We start from the raw sequence: 15,881 nt of genomic DNA on the forward strand, positions 1-15,881 counted from the left end.
GGCCGGCGCGGTGCGCGGGCACGGGCCTCAGCGGCCCTCGGCGACCACCAGCGCGGTGGCGATGCCCGCGTCGTGCGAGAGCGAGAGGTGGAAGCGCTCCACCCCGGCCTCGCGGGCGATGCGCTCGGCGCTGCCGCGCACGACGACCTCGGGGCGGTGCCCGTCCTCGCGCTCGACCACCACGTCGCGCCACACCAGGCCCACCGGCGCGCCCAGCGCCTTGGCGACGGCCTCCTTGGCGGCGAAGCGCGCGGCCAGCGACTCGGGGGGCAGGCCCCGCTCGCCGTCCCCGAACAGCCGGTCCAGCAGCCGCGGCGTGCGCTGCACCTGGCGCACGAACCGCGCGATGTCGACGACGTCGATTCCCACTCCGACGATCACGTCACTCCCCCTCCGCCGGCGGCCACCGTCCCACGCGGGGGCGGGGCCGCTTGCGGCGGGGTGGGTCTCACTCGACGGTGACGGACTTGGCGAGGTTGCGCGGCTGGTCCACGTCCAGGCCCTTGGCGGTGGCCAGCTCGCACGCGAAGACCTGCAGCGGCACGACCGCCAGCAGCGGCGAGAGCAGGGTGGAGGTGCGCGGGACGCGGATGACGACGTCGGCGTACGGCTCGACGTCGGTGTCGCCCTGCTCGGCGATGACGAGCGTGCGCGCGCCGCGGGCGCGCACCTCCTGGATGTTGGAGACGACCTTCGCGTGCAGCGAGTCGCGACCGCGCGGGCTGGGCACCACGACGAACACCGGCTGGCCCGGCTCGATCAGGGCGATGGGGCCGTGCTTGAGCTCGCCGGCGGCGAAGCCCTCGGCGTGGATGTACGCCAGCTCCTTGAGCTTGAGCGCGCCCTCCAGCGCCACCGGGTAGCCGACGTGGCGGCCCAGGAAGAGCACCGAGCGGGTGTCGGCCATGTAGCGGGCGATCTCGCGCACCTGCTCCAGGCCGTCGAGGACCTGGCGCACCTTGCCGGGGACCTCGTGCAGCTGCGCGAGCACGTCGGAGATCTCGTCGGCGAACTTGTTGCCGCGCAGCTGCGCCAGGTAGAGGCCCAGCAGGTAGCAGGCGGTGATCTGCGCCAGGAACGCCTTGGTGGAGGCCACGGCGATCTCCGGGCCGGCGTGCGTGTAGAGGGCCGCGTCGGACTCGCGCGGGATGGTCGAGCCGTTGGTGTTGCAGATGGCCAGCACCTTCGCGCCCTGCTCGCGCGCGTGGCGCACCGCCATGATCGTGTCCATCGTCTCGCCGGACTGCGAGATCGCCACGACGAGCGTGCGCTCGGAGACGACCGGGTCGCGGTAGCGGAACTCGTGCGCCAGCTCCACCTCGACCGGGATGCGGCACCAGTGCTCGATCGCGTACTTGGCCACCTGCCCGGCGTAGGCGGCGGTCCCGCACGCCACGACGACGATCTTGTCGACGCTGCGCAGCTCCGCCTCGGAGATCTTCAGCTCGTCCAGCTGCAGGCGCCCGGCGGCGTCCGTGCGCCCCAGCAGCGTGTCCGCGATGGCCTGCGGCTGGTCGTGGATCTCCTTGGCCATGAAGCTGGGGAAGCCGCCCTTCTCCGCCGCCGAGGCGTCCCAGTCGACGTGGAAGCGCCGGCCCTGCGCGGGCGAGCCGTCGAAGCCGGTGACGCGCACCTCGTCGGCGGTGATGGTCACCACCTGGTCCTGCCCCAGCTCCAGCGCCTCGCGGGTGTGCGCGATGAAGGCGGCCACGTCCGAGCCGAGGTAGTTCGCGCCCTCGCCCAGGCCCACCACCAGCGGGGAGTTGCGGCGCGCGCCGACGATGACGCCGGGGGCGTCGGCGTGCACGGCCAGCAGCGTGAAGGCGCCCTCGAGGCGGGCGCACACCGCGCGCACCGCCTCGGTCAGGTCCGGGGCGCGGGTCAGCTGGGCGCCCAGCAGGTGGGCGACGACCTCGGTGTCGGTCTCGCTGGTGAACACCACGCCCGCCTCGGCCAGCTCGGCGCGCAGCCGCGCGAAGTTCTCCACGATGCCGTTGTGGATGACGGCCACGCGCCCGGCGGTGTCGGTGTGCGGGTGCGCGTTGGCGTCGGTGGGCCCGCCGTGGGTGGCCCAGCGGGTGTGCCCGATCGCGGTGCCCGCCTCGGGCAGCGGGTCGGCGTCGAGCAGCTCGACGAGGTTGGCCAGCTTGCCGGCGCGCTTGCGCACCGCCACGCCGCCGTCGGTGACCACGGCGATGCCGGCGGAGTCGTAGCCGCGGTACTCCAGCCTGCGCAGCCCCTCCAGGACGACGGGGGCCCCGCCCCCGGCTGCCGCGCCCGGTGCCCCGGGTCGCCCGACGTAGCCCACGATGCCGCACATGCCCAGCAGGGTACGTTCCGCGCGGGCGCGCCCGGTCCTCCCGGGCGCTGGCGCGCCGGGCCGCGCGCGCCGGGCGCGGGCGGTGCCGGCCGGGGCACGGGGTAGCGTGCCGCCGGTGAGCACGGCCGGACCACCGCCCGGGACCCCGCCGGCAGCGGCGCCGACGCACCGGCCCGGGCCGGTGCGCGAGGCCGACCGCGACGGGCACCGCGACGGCCACCGCGACGGCCAGCCGGAGCACCCCGGGGAGCACTCCCCCTACGTGGTCCTGGAGCGGCACGAGTGGAGCCGCCTGCGCGCCTCCACGCCGCTGACCCTGACCGCCGAGGACGTCGCGCAGCTGCGCGGCCTGGGCGACCGGGTGGACCTGCGCGAGGTCGAGGAGGTGTACCTGCCGCTCTCGCGCCTGCTGACGCTGTACGAGCGCGCCAGCGGCGGCCTGCACGCGGCGACGTCGACGTTCCTGGGCGAGCGGGCCCGGCGCACCCCCTTCGTCATCGGGGTGGCCGGCTCGGTGGCGGTGGGCAAGTCCACCACCGCGCGCGTGCTGCGCGAGCTGCTCTCGCACTGGCCGGAGACCCCGCGGGTGCAGCTGGTGACCACCGACGGGTTCCTGCTGCCCAACGCGGAGCTGGAGCGGCGCGGCCTGCTGCACCGCAAGGGGTTCCCGGAGTCCTACGACCGCCGCGCGCTGCTGCGCTTCGTCTCGGCGGTGAAGTCCGGGGCGGCCGAGGTGCGCGCGCCGGTGTACTCGCACCTGACGTACGACATCGTGCCCGGCGCCGAGACGGTGGTGCACCACCCCGACGTGCTCATCGTCGAGGGCCTGAACGTGCTGCAGCCGGCGCGGGTGCGCGCCGACGGCACCCAGGGCGTGGCGGTGAGCGACTACTTCGACTTCTCGCTCTACGTCGACGCGCGCACCGACGACGTGCGCTCCTGGTACGTCTCGCGGTTCCTGGAGCTGCGCCGCACCGCGTTCAGCCGCCCGGAGTCGTACTTCCGCCGCTACGCGGCCCTCAGCGACGAGGAGGCCGTCGCGCGCGCGGAGCGGATCTGGGCCGAGACCAACGAGCCGAACCTCGTGGAGAATGTGCGCCCCACCCGCGGGCGGGCCACCTGCGTGCTGCGCAAGGCCGCCGACCACTCGGTGCAGCAGGTGCGCCTGCGCAAGATCTGACGCGCGCGGCCCGGCTCAGAGGGCCAGGCGCGTGCGGACCACGTCCGCGAGGCGGTCGGCGACCTGCTGGGCGTGCTCGGTGCGGGCCGCCTCGACCATGACGCGCACCAGCGGCTCGGTGCCGCTGGGGCGCAGCAGCACCCGCCCGGTCTCGCCGAGCTCGGCCTCGGCGTCGGCCACGGCGGCGGCGAGCTCCTCGTCGCGCCCGGCGCGCGCCTTGTCGACCCCGCGCACGTTGACCAGCACCTGCGGCAGGCGCTCGACGACGCCGGCCAGCTCGGCCAGCGGCAGGCCGGTCTGCGCCACCCGGGCCAGCAGGTGCAGGGCGGTCAGGACGCCGTCGCCGGTGGTGGCGTGCGCGGGCAGCACCACGTGCCCGCTCTGCTCGCCGCCGATGCTCCAGCCGCCGGCGGCCAGGGCCTCGAGCACGTAGCGGTCGCCCACGCCCGTCTCGACCAGGCGCACGCCCTCGCGGCGCATCGCCAGGCGCAGGCCCAGGTTGCTCATCACGGTGGCCACGAGGGTGTTCTCGCGCAGCTCGCCGCGCTCGCGCATCGCCAGCGCCAGGACGGCGAGGATCTGGTCGCCGTCGACGGTGCGCCCCTGCGCGTCCACGGCCAGGCAGCGGTCCGCGTCGCCGTCGTGGGCGATGCCGACGTCGGCGCCGTGGGCCAGGACCGCCTCGGTCAGCGGGCCCAGGTGCGTCGAGCCGCAGCCGTCGTTGATGTTCAGCCCGTCGGGGCGCGCGAACAGGGTGGTCACGCGAGCACCCGCCTCGGCCAGCACGCGCGGGGCGATCGCGCTGGCGGCGCCGTTGGCGCAGTCGACGACGACGTGCAGGCCCTCCAGCCGGTGCGGCAGGGAGTCCAGCAGGTGCGCGGCGTAGGTGTCGGCGGCGTCCTGCTCGACGTCGGGGCCGGAGTGCACGCGGCCGACCGCGGCACCGGTGGGGCGGCGACCGCCGCCGGCGCGGAACTCGCGCTCGACGGCGTCCTCGACGTCGTCGAGCAGCTTGGTGCCGCCCCGGGCGAAGATCTTCAGCCCGTTGTCGGGCATGGGGTTGTGCGAGGCCGAGAGCATCACGCCGAAGTCGGCGCCGGAGGTGCCCACCAGGTGCGCGAGCGCGGGCGTGGGCACGACGCCGACGTCGAGGACGTCCACCCCGGCGCTTGCCAGGCCGGCCACGACGGCCGCGGACAGGAACTGCCCGGACACGCGCGGGTCGCGGGCCACCAGCGCGCGCGGGTGCGCGCCGCCGCCGGCCTCGGCCAGCACGGTGGCCGCCGCGACGGACAGGCCCAGCGCCATGTCCGCCGTCAGGTCGACGTTCGCCAGTCCACGCACCCCGTCGGTGCCGAAGAGCCGTCCCACTGCGCCGTCCCCCGCCCGGTCCCTGCTCGGTCCCTGTCTGCCGCCGCGCCGTGCCGCCGCGTCGCGCCGCTGCGACCCGGCCGCCGCGCGGCCCCGGCACCACGACGGCCCCGGGGTCGCTCCCCCGGGGCCGTCGTGGTGCGTGTGCTGAACGCGCCCGCCGCGGCGGGCGCGGGTCAGCGCTTGCTGAACTGCGGCGCCTTGCGGGCCTTCTTCAGACCGGCCTTCTTGCGCTCGGTGGCGCGCGGGTCGCGGGTGAGGAACCCGGCCTTCTTCAGCGCCGGCCGGTTGGCCTCGAGGTCGATCGCGTTCAGCGCGCGGGCCACGCCCAGGCGCAGCGCGCCGGCCTGGCCGGACGAGCCGCCGCCGTGGATGCGGGCGATCACGTCGAACGAGCCCTCGAGGGCGGTGACCCGGAACGGCTCGTTGACGAGCTGCTGGTGCACCTTGTTCGGGAAGTAGTTGTCCAGCTCACGGCCGTTGATCGACCACTTGCCCGAGCCGGGGACGATGCGCACGCGGGCGATGGCCTCCTTGCGGCGGCCGGTGGCCCCGCCGGGGGCGATCACGCTGTTGCCGCCGGTCTGCGGCTGCGCGGACTCGCTGGTGTAGGTGCCGGTGAACTCGTCGGACTCGGTGATGTCGTCGACGGTCTCGGTGGTGTACTCGGCCACGGTTCTCCTCAGTCAGTTCGCAGTGGGCGCAGCGCTCACTGCGCGACCTGGGTCAGCTCGTAGGGCTGCGGCTGCTGCGCCGCGTGGGGGTGCTCCGGGCCGGCGTAGACCTTGAGCTTGGTCAGCATCTGCCGGCCCAGCGAGTTCTTGGGCAGCATGCCGCGGATCGCCTTCTCGACGGCCTTCTCGGGGCTCTTCTCCAGCAGGTCCACGTAGCTGGTGGCCTTCAGGCCGCCCGGGTAGCCGGAGTGGCGGTAGGCGATCTTCTGCTCGCGCTTGGAGCCCGTCAGGGCCACCTTGGCGGCGTTGACGATGACGACGAAGTCGCCGCCGTCCACGTGGGGCGCGAAGGTCGGCTTGTGCTTGCCGCGCAGCAGGACCGCGGTCTGAGACGCCAGGCGACCCAGGACCACGTCCTCCGCGTCGATGACGAGCCAGCGGCGGTCGATGTCGCCGGGCTTCGGGGTGAACGTGCGCACGGGGCTTGCCCATCTCCTCGAGACGATTTGCGGAACGGGCCCGCGCTCGGGGCCGCCGACCGCGGGATCCGGGCTGGCAGGCACTGCGTGGGCACAACGACCCATGACGTTACCCGGCGGATCGGCGGCCGGTCAAAACGGCCGCGCGCCGGGGCCCTGCGGCCCCCTGGCGCCGGCCCGGGCGCCGCGCGCGCCTCAGCGGGCGCGGGCCACCCGGGCCACGTCCCAGACCGGCTCGGAGCTCTCGGTGACGCGCCCGTCGGCGCCGAAGACGAGGAAGCGGTCGAAGCCGCGGGCGAACCAGCGGTCGTGCGTCACGGCCACCACGGTGCCCTCGAAGGCGGCCAGGGCCTGCTCCAGGGCCTCGGCCGAGTGCAGGTCGAGGTTGTCGGTGGGCTCGTCCAGCAGCAGCAGCGTGGCGCCGGACAGCTCCAGCAGCAGGATCTGCAGGCGCGCCTGCTGCCCGCCGGAGAGGTGCTCGAAGCGCTGCTCGCCCGCGGCGGCCAGGCCGTAGCGGTCCAGGGCCCGCGCGGCGGCCTCGCGGTCCAGGCCCGCGCGGTGCGCGGTGCCCCGGTGCAGCACGTCCAGCAGCGTGCGCCCGGCCAGCGCCGGCTGCTCGTGGGTCTGCGCGAACCAGCCCGGCCGCACCCGCGCGCCGAGGCGCACGGTGCCGGTGTGCGGCACGGGCGCCACGACGTGCTCGTCGACGGGGGCGTGCTCGGGGTCGGGGTCCGAGCCGCCGGCCGCCAGCAGCCGCAGGAAGTGCGACTTGCCCGAGCCGTTGGAGCCGAGCACGGCCACCCGGTCGCCCAGGTGCAGCTCGGCGTCGAAGGGGCGCATCAGGCCGGTCAGCTCCAGGCGCTCGCACACCACCGCCCGCTTGCCGGTGCGCCCGCCGCGCAGCCGCATGCGCACGTCCTGCGCGGCCGGCGGCGCCTGCGGCGGGCCGGCCTGCTCGAACCTCGCCAGCCGCGTCTGCGCCGCCGCGTAGCGCGAGGCCATGCCGTCGTTGAACTTCGAGCGCTCCCGCAGGGTCAGCACCAGCACGCGCAGCTTCACGCGCTCCTCGTCCCAGCGCCGGCGCAGCTCCTCCAGCCGCTCCCCGCGCGCGGTGCGCGCCGCGCCGTAGGTGGCGAAGGAGCCGCCGTGCACCCAGGAGACGGCGCCCAGGGCGCCCGGCTCGAGGGTGACGATGCGGTCGGCGGCCGCCGAGAGCAGCTCGCGGTCGTGGCTGACCAGCAGCACCGACTTCGCGGTGGCGCGCAGCCGCTCCTCCAGCCAGCGCTTGCCGGGCACGTCGAGGTAGTTGTCCGGCTCGTCCAGCAGCAGCACCTCGTCGGGCCCGCGCAGCAGCGCCTCGAGCACCAGGCGCTTCTGCTCGCCGCCGGAGAGGGTGCGCACCAGGCGGTGGCGGCAGGCGTCGAAGGCCAGCCCCAGGGCCGCGGCGGTGCACTCGTCCCAGCCGACCTCGGCCTCGTAGCCGCCGGCGTCGGCGTAGTCGGCCAGGGCGTGCGCGTAGCGCATCTGCTCGCGCTCGGCGTCGGTCTCCAGCAGCGCCGCCTCGGCGGCGTCCAGGGCCGCGGCGGCGGCGCGCAGCGGCGCCGGGGCCACGGAGGCCAGCAGCTCGCCCACGGTGGTCGAGTCGCGCACCGAGCCGACGAACTGGCGCATGACGCCCAGCCCGCCGCTGCGCGCGACGGCCCCCTCCTGCACCGGCTCGTCGCCGGCGATCAGCCGCAGCAGCGTCGTCTTGCCGGTGCCGTTGGGGCCCACCAGCGCCGTGGTCGTCCCGTCGGCGACGCGGAAGGAGACCTCGTGCAGCAGCGGGCGCCCGTCGGGCAGCTCGTGGCTGACGGCCTGGACGTCGACGTGACCCACGGGCAGCCAGTGTGCCGCGCCCGCGCCGCGGCGGGCGCACGGTTTTCCCCGCGGGGCCCGCCGGGACCCCCGGCCCGGGGCCGGGCGCTCAGGCGCGCGGGGTGCAGGTGGTGCGCAGCGCGCAGCTGGTGCTGTCGGCGTCGGCCCACTCCCCCGCCACGTCCAGCACCGCGATGCCGGCGGTGCGCAGCTGCTGCACCTCACCGGTCAGCGACTCCAGCAGGTCGCTCAGGCCCGGGTTGTGGCCGACGAGCACCACGACGGCGTCGGGGCGCTCGGTGTCCAGGCCCCGCACCAGGCGCAGCAGGTCGCCCAGGGAGGCCTCGTAGACGCGCTCCTCGTCCACGACGGCGGGCTCGGCGCCCCAGGCGTCCAGCAGCCGGGCGGTGGTCTCCTCGGTGCGGCGGGCGGGGGAGGTCACCAGCAGGTCGGGCGCGGCGACGTTCTGCGCCAGCCAGCGCCCGGCGGCCGCGGCGTCGGCGCGGCCGCGCTCGGTCAGGGGGCGGGCGATGTCCTGCAGGCCGACGGGGGTGTCCGCCTTCGCGTGGCGGACGAGGACGAGCGTGGGCACGGCGCAAGGGTGCCGCACGCCCGCGCCCGCACCGCACGCGCCCCCGCGCCCGCCTAGGCCGTCCGGGGGGCGCCGGGCAGGGACCGCACGGCGCGCGCTTCGCGGGCGCGCGCGGCCAGGTCGGCGTCGGGCGGGTAGGCGACCTCCTCCAGGCACAGCCCGTGCGCGGCCACGACGGCCGCGCCGGGGTCGCGCACCGCGCCGAGCAGGACGCGGGCGGGCCAGCCGGCGTCGCGGCGCCCGTCGCCGACGGCCAGCACCGCGCCCACCAGGGCGCGCACCATCGAGTGGCAGAAGGCGTCGGCGCGCACGTCGGCCACGAGCAGCCCGGCGTGCGGGCCGGCGCTCTCGCGCCGCCAGGAGTACGCCAGCAGCGTGCGCACGGTCGTGGCGCCCTCGCGGGGCCTGCAGTAGGCGGCGAAGTCGTGCAGGCCCACCAGGGCTCCGGCGGCGGCGTCCATGGCGGCCGCGTCCAGCGGCCGGCGGTGGTGCAGCACGTGGCCGCGCAGCAGCGGCGGGGCCCCGGCGGGGTCGTCGCTGACGCGGTAGGCGTAGCGGCGCCGCAGCGCGGAGAAGCGCGCGTCGAAGCCCTCGGGGGCCGCGGCGGCGCGGTGCACCCGCACGTCGGGCGGCAGCGCGCCGGCCAGGCGCCGCACCAGGGCGGTGCCCGGCGCGGAGCCGGAGCGCCCCGGGACGGCCTCCCAGGCCGTGCGCGGGACGTCGACGTGGGCGACCTGGCCGGTGGCGTGCACGCCGGCGTCGGTGCGCCCGGCGACCGTCAGGCGCGCGGCGGGCTCCAGGCGCAGCACGCGGGCCAGGGCGGCGGTCAGCTCGCCCTGCACGGTGCGCAGGCCCGGCTGCTCGGCCCAGCCGGCGAAGCCGGTGCCGTCGTAGGCCAGGTCCAGGCGCAGGCGCACCGCCCCGGCGGGTCCGGCCGGCGCGGCGGGCACCGCGGGTCCGGCCGGCGCGGCGGGCGGGACGGCGACGAGCCCGCCCTCCCCGGTGGGGAGGGCGGGCTCGTCGGTGCTCGGGGGGGTGGGGCTCAGGCCCGGTCCCCGGTGCTGCCCTCGTCGGTGCCCTCGTCGGTGCCCCCGTCGGTGCCCTCGGTGGAGGTCACCGGCGTGGTGCCGGCGGCCTCGTCGCTCGGGTCCTGCTCGGTGGCGTCCAGCTCGACACCGGTGTCGGCGGTGCCGGCGGTGTCGGTGGTGCCGGCCTGCTCGTCGGCGCCGGTCTCGACGGGCTCCTCCGCCGCGGCGGTGCCCGCCTCGGCGTCGGCGGCGACCGCGGCGGCGGTGGACGCCGCGGCGGCACCGGCGGCGGCCCGCTCGGCCTCGCGCACGGTGGCCTGCTTGGCGCTGACCGGCTCCATGACGAGCTGGATGACCGCCATGGGGGCGTTGTCGCCCTTGCGCGGGCCGATCTTGACGATGCGGGTGTACCCGCCCTGGCGCTCGGCCATCGCCGGGCCGATCTCGGTGAAGAGGAAGTGCACGACGGACTTGTCGCGCACCGTCTTCATCACCTGGCGGCGCGAGGCGAGGTCGCCCTTCTTGGCGAAGGTGATGAGCTTCTCCGCGAACGGGCGCAGGCGGCGGGCCTTGGCCTCGGTCGTGGTGATGCTGCGGTGCTCGAAGAGCGAGGTCGCCAGGTTGGCGAGGATGAGCTTCTCGTGGGCCGGCCCGCCGCCGAGCCGCGGACCCTTGGTGGGGGTGGGCATGGTTGTCGATCTCCTCGGAATGGCCCGCCGCCCCGGACGGGGCGGCGGTCAGCGGACGGTCAGAGCTGCTCGTCCTCGGCGAAGGACGAGTCGTCCTCCTCGAAGTCGTTGACGGCGGTGCTCGGGTCGAACCCGGGCGGGGAGTCCTTCAGGTGCAGGCCCATGCCGACCAGCTTGGCCTTGACCTCGTCGATGGACTTCTGCCCGAAGTTGCGGATGTCGAGCAGGTCGGCCTCGCTGCGCGAGACCAGTTCGCCGACGGTGTGGATGCCCTCGCGCTTGAGGCAGTTGTAGGAGCGGACGGTCAGGTCCAGCGCCTCGATCTCGAGCGCGAGGTCGGCCGCGAGCGCGGCGTCGGTGGGCGAGGGGCCCATGTCGATGCCCTCGGCCTCGACGTTGAGCTCGCGCGCCAGGCCGAACAGCTCGACGAGCGTCTTGCCGGCCGAGGCGACGGCGTCGCGCGGGGTGATGGCGTGCTTGGTCTCCACGTCCACGACGAGGCGGTCGAAGTCCGTCCGCTGCTCGACGCGGGTCGCCTCGACCTTGTACGTCACCTTCAGCACCGGCGAGTAGATGGAGTCGACCGGGATGCGGCCGATCTCCTGCTCGCCGGACTTATTCTGGGCGGCGGAGACGTAGCCGCGGCCGCGCTCGACCGTCAGCTCGACTTCGAGCTTGCCCTTGCCGTTCAGGCTCGCGATGTGCAGCTCGGGGTTGTGGACCTCGACACCGGCCGGGGGCGCGATGTCGGCGGCGGTCACGGCGCCCGGGCCCTGCTTACGCAGGTACATCACGACCGGCTCGTCGTGCTCGGAGGAGACGACGAGGTTCTTGACGTTGAGGACGATCTCGGTGACGTCCTCCTTCACCCCCGGCACGGAGGTGAACTCGTGCAGCACGCCGTCGATGCGCAGGCTGGTCACGGCCGCGCCCGGGATCGACGAGAGCAGGGTGCGCCGCAGCGAGTTGCCCAGGGTGTACCCGAAGCCGGGCTCGAGCGGCTCGATGACGAAGCGCGAGCGGTACTCGTCGACGACGTCTTCGGTGAGGGTGGGGCGCTGTGCGATCAGCACGGAGGTTCCTTCCCGCGGGCGTCCGCCATATGACGCCCCGCACGCCCGCCGGCATCGGTCCACCGACGGGGTCTGTCTGGCTCGACCGGCACCGGCCGGCCGGGGTGGCGCCGGCCCTCCCCCGCGGGGTGGGCCGGCGCCGTCACCGGGTCAGACGCGCCGGCGCTTGGGCGGCCGGCAGCCGTTGTGCGGGCTGGGGGTGACGTCCTGGATCGCGCCGACCTCCAGGCCGGTGGCCTGCAGCGAGCGGATCGCGGTCTCGCGGCCGGAGCCGGGACCCTTGACGAAGACGTCGACCTTGCGCATGCCGTGCTCCTGGGCGCGGCGGGCGGCGGCCTCGGCCGCCATCTGGGCGGCGAACGGGGTGGACTTGCGCGACCCCTTGAAGCCGACCTGGCCGGCGGACGCCCAGGCGATCACCGCACCGGTCGGGTCGGTGATCGAGACGATCGTGTTGTTGAACGTGCTCTTGATGTGCGCGTGACCGTGCGCGACGTTCTTCTTCTCCTTGCGACGCGGCTTGCGCGTCGCCGTGGCCTGGCGGCTCTTGGGAGGCATGGTGTCCGGGCTCCTGGTGGACTGCGACGACTGAGTTCGAGGGCGAGCCGGTGGACGGCTCGCGAGGCGACCCGGCGGGCCGCGCACCGCTTACTTGCGGCCGGCCTTCTTCTTGCCGGCGACGGTGCGCTTGGGGCCCTTGCGGGTGCGGGCGTTGGTCTTGGTGCGCTGCCCGCGCACGGGCAGACCGCGGCGGTGCCGCAGGCCCTGGTAGGTGCCGATCTCGACCTTGCGGCGGATGTCGGCGGCCACCTCGCGGCGGAGGTCACCCTCGACGCGGTAGTTGCCCTCGATGTGGTCGCGCAGGGCGACCAGGTCGTCGTCCGTGAGGTCGCGGACGCGCAGGTCCGGGCTGACGCCGGTGGCGGTCAGCGTCTCCTGGGCGCGGGTGCGCCCGACGCCGTAGATGTAGGTGAGTGCGATCTCCAGCCGCTTCTCGCGGGGGAGGTCGACACCGACGAGACGTGCCATCGTGGTGGTCCCTCTTCTGTCGCGGAGGTCTGACGCAGCACCGCTCCCGCTCTCGTCGGGCGGGTCCCCGGCCTCCGACCGGGGGTGCCACCCGCTCCCCCTCGGGGGTGCGGGCGGGTGCTGCAACGGGTGCCGCCGGCTGCGGGGCCCGGCGGCGGGGGTGGGTCTGCGATCAGCCCTGGCGCTGCTTGTGGCGCAGGTTCTCGCAGATCACCATGACCCGGCCGTGGCGGCGGATCACCTTGCACTTGTCGCAGATCTTCTTGACGCTCGGCTTGACCTTCATCGTGTCTCCGGTCGTGCAGACCCGGCCCCTGCCACGGGCGTGGCGGGACCGCGGCCGGCGGCCAGTGGTGGGATCACTTGTAGCGGTAGACGATGCGCCCGCGGGACAGGTCGTAGGGGCTGAGCTCGACGACCACCCGGTCCTCGGGGAGGATGCGGATGTAGTGCTGCCGCATCTTCCCGGAGATGTGGGCGAGCACCTTGTGGCCGTTGCTCAGCTCCACGCGGAACATCGCGTTCGGCAGTGCTTCCACCACGGTGCCCTCGATCTCGATGACGCCGTCCTTCTTCGGCATGTCCTCCGCTTTTCCATCAAGTGTCGGTTCGGTGTCTGCCCGCTCCCCCCGGCGCCGGAGCTCCGGGACATGGGCATGGCGGACCGACGGTCAAGCTTAGTCGACGGCGTGCCGTAGGCGAAATCGGTCCCCGCGCCCCGCCTGGAGGTGCTGCGGCGCAGTCACTCCCCCGGCACCGCGATGCCCAGCGGGCCGAGCTCGGAGGCGCCGCCGTCGGGCGCGGTGAGCACCCACAGGCCCTCCTCGAGGACGGCCACGGTGTGCTCCCAGTGCGCGGCGCGCGCGCCGTCGGTCGTGACCACCGTCCACTCGTCGGCCAGGACGTCGGTCTCGTCGCCCCCGCGGGTGCACATGGGCTCCACCGCCAGGCACATGCCCGGGCGCACCTTCGGCCCGCGCTCGCGCACCCGGTGGTTGAGCACCTCGGGGGCCATGTGCATGGCCGAGCCGATGCCGTGGCCGGTGTAGCCGTCGACGATGGCGAAGCGGCCGTCGACCGCGTCCTCCACCGCCGCCCCCACGTCGCCCACGCGCCCGCGCCGGTCCAGCGCGGCGATGCCCGCCCACATGGCCCGGCGGGTGGTCTCCACGAGCTCGACGTCGGCCTCCTCGGCCGGCTCCCCCACGATCTGCGTGAAGGCGGAGTCGCCGTGCCAGCCGTCCACGACCGCGCCACCGTCGACCGAGACGACGTCGCCCTCGCGCAGCACCTGCTCGCCCGGGATGCCGTGCACCACGACGTGGTTGACCGAGATGCACAGCGTGGCCGGGTAGCCGTGGTAGCCCAGGAAGTTGGACGTGCCCCCGCCGGCGCGGATGACCTCGGCGGCGATGCCGTCCAGCTCGCGCGTGGTCACGCCCGGGCGGATGGCCGAGCGGGCGCTCTCCAGCGCCGCGTGGGTCAGCAGCCCGGCGCGGCGCATGGTGAGCACCTGCGCCGGGGTCTTGATCTCGATGCGCTCGCGGCCGAACACGCGCCCGCCTCAGCCGGCGTCGGAGGCGAGCGCGTCCAGCAGGCGGGCCGTCACCGCGGGCACCTCGCCCAGGCCGTCCACGCTGCGCAGCAGGCCGCGCTCGGCGTAGGTGGACACCAGCGGGGCGGTCTGCTCCAGGTAGACCTGCTGGCGCGTGCGCACGACGTCCTCGGTGTCGTCGCTGCGCCCCTCGATGCCGGCGCGGCGGGTCAGGCGCCGCACCAGCTCCTCGGGGTCCGCGGTGATCTCCAGGACGCGGTCCAGCTTGGCGCCGCTGCCGGCGAGCATCTCGTCGAGCTCGCGCACCTGGTCGGTGGTGCGCGGGTAGCCGTCGAGGATGAAGCCCTCGGCGGCGTCGGGCTGGGCCAGGCGGTCGCGGACCATCGCGTTGGTCACCGCGTCCGGCACGTACTCGCCGGCGTCCATGTACCGCTGCGCCGTCCGGCCCAGCTCGGTCCCGCGGGCCACGTTGGCCCGGAAGATGTCCCCGGTGGAGATGGCCGGGACGCCCAGGCGCTCGGACAGGAGCTTGGCCTGGGTGCCCTTGCCGGCACCGGGCGGACCGAGGAGGACGAGACGACTCATCGCAAGAACCCTTCGTAGTTGCGCTGCTGGAGCTGGGACTCGATCTGCTTCACCGTCTCGAGCCCCACCCCGACGATGATCAGGATCGAGGTGCCCCCGAAGGGGAAGTTGGAGTTGGCGTTGAACGCCACCAGCGCGATCAGCGGGAGCAGCGAGACCAGCCCCAGGTAGAGCGAGCCGGGCAGGGTGATGCGGGTGAGGATGTAGTCGAGGTACTCGGCCGTGGGCCGGCCCGCGCGCACGCCGGGGATGAACCCGCCGTACTTGCGCATGTTCTCGGCGACCTCGTCCGGGTTGAACGTGATCGCGACGTAGAAGTACGCGAAGAAGATGATCAGCAGGAAGTAGGCGGCCATGTAGATCGGGTGGTCGCCGCGCACGAGGTGCGCGTTGATCCAGACCACCCAGGACGCGTTCTGGTCGCTGAACTGCGCCACCAGGGCGGGCAGGTACAGCAGCGAGGACGCGAAGATCACCGGGATGACGCCCGCCATGTTGACCTTCAGCGGGATGTACGTCGAGCTGCCCCCGAAGACGCGGCGGCCGACCATGCGCTTGGCGTACTGCACGGGCACGCGGCGCTGGGACTGCTCGACGGCGACGACGGCGGCGACGACGACCAGGCCCATGAGGATGACGGCGGCGAACGTCAGCGTGCCGCGCTCGCGCTGGATGGCCCACAGCGACGTGGGGAAGCCGGCGGCGATCTGCGTGAAGATCAGCAGCGACATGCCGTTGCCGACGCCGCGCTCGGTGACCAGCTCGCCCAGCCACATGATCAGGCCGGTGCCGGCGGTCATGGTGAGCACCATCAGCGCGATCACCGGCACGCTCTGGTCGGGGACGACCTCGGCGTTGCAGGCGGTGCCGAACAGGCGCGAGGGGTCGCGCGCGATCGTCACGTAGGTGGTCGACTGCAGCACCGCCAGGGCGATGGTGAGGTAGCGCGTGTACTGGGTCAGCTTGGTCGTGCCCTGCTGACCCTCCTTCTTGAGCGCCTCGAAGCGGGGGATGACCACGGTGAGCAGCTGGATGATGATGCTCGCCGTGATGTACGGCATGATCCCCAGCGCGAAGATGCTCAGCTGCAGCAGCGCGCCGCCGGAGAAGAGGTTGACCAGGCCGAGCAGGTCGTTGCCGGACTCCGCCAGCGCGATGCACTGCTGCACGGCGGAGTAGTCCACGCCGGGCGTCGGCACGAAGGAGCCGATGCGGACCAGCACGATGACGCCCAGGGTGAAGAGCATCTTGCGGCGCAGGTCCGGCGTGCGGAACGCCCGGGCCAATGCGGTGAGCACGAGAACCTCCTGCGCCGCCGCTGCCGGGGCGCGACGGGTGGACTTCGAGGACGGACTTGCGGAGGACCTGCCGGAGGACGGCGCAGCGGGCCGCGGGTGCAGCGGGCTGCGGGTGCCTCCCGGAGCACCCTACCGCCCCCCACAACGCGCG

Annotated in this window: 18 protein-coding genes; 1 reads left to right on the forward strand and 17 read right to left on the reverse strand. The window is 74.7% G+C overall.

Features of this window, described 5'->3' with window-relative positions:
* Positions 1-27: 27 nt before the first annotated feature.
* Entirely contained in the window at positions 28-381 is a 354-nt protein-coding gene (locus ACRYMN_RS08630) for a holo-ACP synthase (RefSeq protein ID WP_432494019.1), read from the reverse strand.
* A gap of 67 nt (positions 382-448) precedes the next feature.
* Complete coding sequence (gene glmS / locus ACRYMN_RS08635; protein WP_432494021.1) at positions 449-2,320, reverse strand: glutamine--fructose-6-phosphate transaminase (isomerizing); 1,872 nt, start codon at positions 2,318-2,320, stop codon at positions 449-451.
* A gap of 262 nt (positions 2,321-2,582) precedes the next feature.
* Here glmS and coaA point away from each other — a divergent pair, with 262 nt between their 5' ends.
* Positions 2,583-3,500: a type I pantothenate kinase gene (gene coaA, locus ACRYMN_RS08640; protein ID WP_432494086.1), complete on the forward strand. Its 918-nt coding sequence runs from the start codon at positions 2,583-2,585 to the stop codon at positions 3,498-3,500.
* 15 nt (positions 3,501-3,515) lie between these two features.
* Here coaA and glmM read toward each other — a convergent pair whose 3' ends face one another.
* The 15 genes from glmM to secY all read right to left on the reverse strand — a co-directional run bounded on the left by glmM (position 3,516) and on the right by secY (position 15,730).
* A complete protein-coding gene (gene glmM, locus ACRYMN_RS08645; protein WP_432494023.1) occupies positions 3,516-4,871 on the reverse strand; it encodes a phosphoglucosamine mutase in 1,356 nt (451 codons plus the stop codon).
* 176 nt (positions 4,872-5,047) lie between these two features.
* A complete protein-coding gene (gene rpsI / locus ACRYMN_RS08650; protein WP_432494025.1) occupies positions 5,048-5,545 on the reverse strand; it encodes a 30S ribosomal protein S9 in 498 nt (165 codons plus the stop codon).
* A 35-nt stretch (positions 5,546-5,580) separates the two neighbouring features.
* Positions 5,581-6,024: a 50S ribosomal protein L13 gene (gene rplM, locus ACRYMN_RS08655; protein WP_432494027.1), complete on the reverse strand. Its 444-nt coding sequence runs from the start codon at positions 6,022-6,024 to the stop codon at positions 5,581-5,583.
* A gap of 195 nt (positions 6,025-6,219) precedes the next feature.
* On the reverse strand, positions 6,220-7,902 hold the full coding sequence (locus tag ACRYMN_RS08660; protein WP_432494029.1) for an ATP-binding cassette domain-containing protein: 1,683 nt from the start codon (positions 7,900-7,902) through the stop codon (positions 6,220-6,222).
* Between the two features lie 88 nt (positions 7,903-7,990).
* Positions 7,991-8,473, reverse strand: a complete 483-nt coding sequence (locus ACRYMN_RS08665; RefSeq protein ID WP_432494031.1) for a SixA phosphatase family protein — start codon at positions 8,471-8,473, stop codon at positions 7,991-7,993.
* Positions 8,474-8,526: 53 nt separating this feature from the next.
* Positions 8,527-9,423, reverse strand: a complete 897-nt coding sequence (locus tag ACRYMN_RS08670) for a tRNA pseudouridine synthase A (protein ID WP_432494033.1) — start codon at positions 9,421-9,423, stop codon at positions 8,527-8,529.
* A 92-nt stretch (positions 9,424-9,515) separates the two neighbouring features.
* Complete coding sequence (rplQ, locus tag ACRYMN_RS08675) at positions 9,516-10,190, reverse strand: 50S ribosomal protein L17 (protein WP_432494035.1); 675 nt, start codon at positions 10,188-10,190, stop codon at positions 9,516-9,518.
* A gap of 59 nt (positions 10,191-10,249) precedes the next feature.
* Entirely contained in the window at positions 10,250-11,263 is a 1,014-nt protein-coding gene (locus tag ACRYMN_RS08680) for a DNA-directed RNA polymerase subunit alpha (protein ID WP_432494037.1), read from the reverse strand.
* Positions 11,264-11,413: 150 nt separating this feature from the next.
* Positions 11,414-11,821, reverse strand: coding sequence for a 30S ribosomal protein S11 (gene rpsK / locus ACRYMN_RS08685; protein ID WP_106209584.1), 408 nt, complete (start codon positions 11,819-11,821; stop codon positions 11,414-11,416).
* Between the two features lie 90 nt (positions 11,822-11,911).
* Positions 11,912-12,292 carry a 30S ribosomal protein S13 gene (rpsM, locus tag ACRYMN_RS08690; RefSeq protein WP_166609805.1) on the reverse strand — a complete coding sequence of 127 codons (381 nt, stop codon included), beginning with the start codon at positions 12,290-12,292 and terminating at the stop codon, positions 11,912-11,914.
* Between the two features lie 172 nt (positions 12,293-12,464).
* Positions 12,465-12,578: a 50S ribosomal protein L36 gene (gene rpmJ / locus ACRYMN_RS08695; protein ID WP_009740505.1), complete on the reverse strand. Its 114-nt coding sequence runs from the start codon at positions 12,576-12,578 to the stop codon at positions 12,465-12,467.
* Positions 12,579-12,651: 73 nt separating this feature from the next.
* Complete coding sequence (gene infA, locus ACRYMN_RS08700) at positions 12,652-12,873, reverse strand: translation initiation factor IF-1 (RefSeq protein ID WP_166605559.1); 222 nt, start codon at positions 12,871-12,873, stop codon at positions 12,652-12,654.
* A gap of 161 nt (positions 12,874-13,034) precedes the next feature.
* Positions 13,035-13,847, reverse strand: coding sequence for a type I methionyl aminopeptidase (gene map / locus ACRYMN_RS08705; RefSeq protein WP_432494041.1), 813 nt, complete (start codon positions 13,845-13,847; stop codon positions 13,035-13,037).
* A gap of 9 nt (positions 13,848-13,856) precedes the next feature.
* The gene (locus tag ACRYMN_RS08710; protein ID WP_432494043.1) at positions 13,857-14,432 is read right to left on the reverse strand and encodes an adenylate kinase; all 576 of its coding nucleotides are present in this window, start codon (positions 14,430-14,432) and stop codon (positions 13,857-13,859) included.
* Positions 14,429-15,730, reverse strand: a complete 1,302-nt coding sequence (gene secY, locus ACRYMN_RS08715; protein ID WP_432494045.1) for a preprotein translocase subunit SecY — start codon at positions 15,728-15,730, stop codon at positions 14,429-14,431. Before secY ends, ACRYMN_RS08710 begins: the two co-directional genes overlap by 4 nt.
* Positions 15,731-15,881: the final 151 nt, after the last annotated feature.

The sequence above is a fragment of the Kineococcus gypseus genome (assembly GCF_050871305.1).
Lineage (GTDB): Bacteria > Actinomycetota > Actinomycetes > Actinomycetales > Kineococcaceae > Kineococcus > Kineococcus gypseus.

Bases quoted from the DNA above. Each gene is read 5' to 3' on its own strand.
- rpmJ (WP_009740505.1), bottom strand. From the start codon at position 12,578: ATGAAGGTCAAGCCGAGCGTCAAGAAGATCTGCGACAAGTGCAAGGTG.
- rpsK (WP_106209584.1), bottom strand. From the start codon at position 11,821: ATGCCTCCCAAGAGCCGCCAGGCCACGGCGACGCGCAAGCCGCGTCGC.
- rpsM (WP_166609805.1), bottom strand. From the start codon at position 12,292: ATGGCACGTCTCGTCGGTGTCGACCTCCCCCGCGAGAAGCGGCTGGAG.
- infA (WP_166605559.1), bottom strand. From the start codon at position 12,873: ATGCCGAAGAAGGACGGCGTCATCGAGATCGAGGGCACCGTGGTGGAA.
- ACRYMN_RS08710 (WP_432494043.1), bottom strand. From the start codon at position 14,432: ATGAGTCGTCTCGTCCTCCTCGGTCCGCCCGGTGCCGGCAAGGGCACC.
- rplQ (WP_432494035.1), bottom strand. From the start codon at position 10,190: ATGCCCACCCCCACCAAGGGTCCGCGGCTCGGCGGCGGGCCGGCCCAC.
- glmS (WP_432494021.1), bottom strand. From the start codon at position 2,320: ATGTGCGGCATCGTGGGCTACGTCGGGCGACCCGGGGCACCGGGCGCG.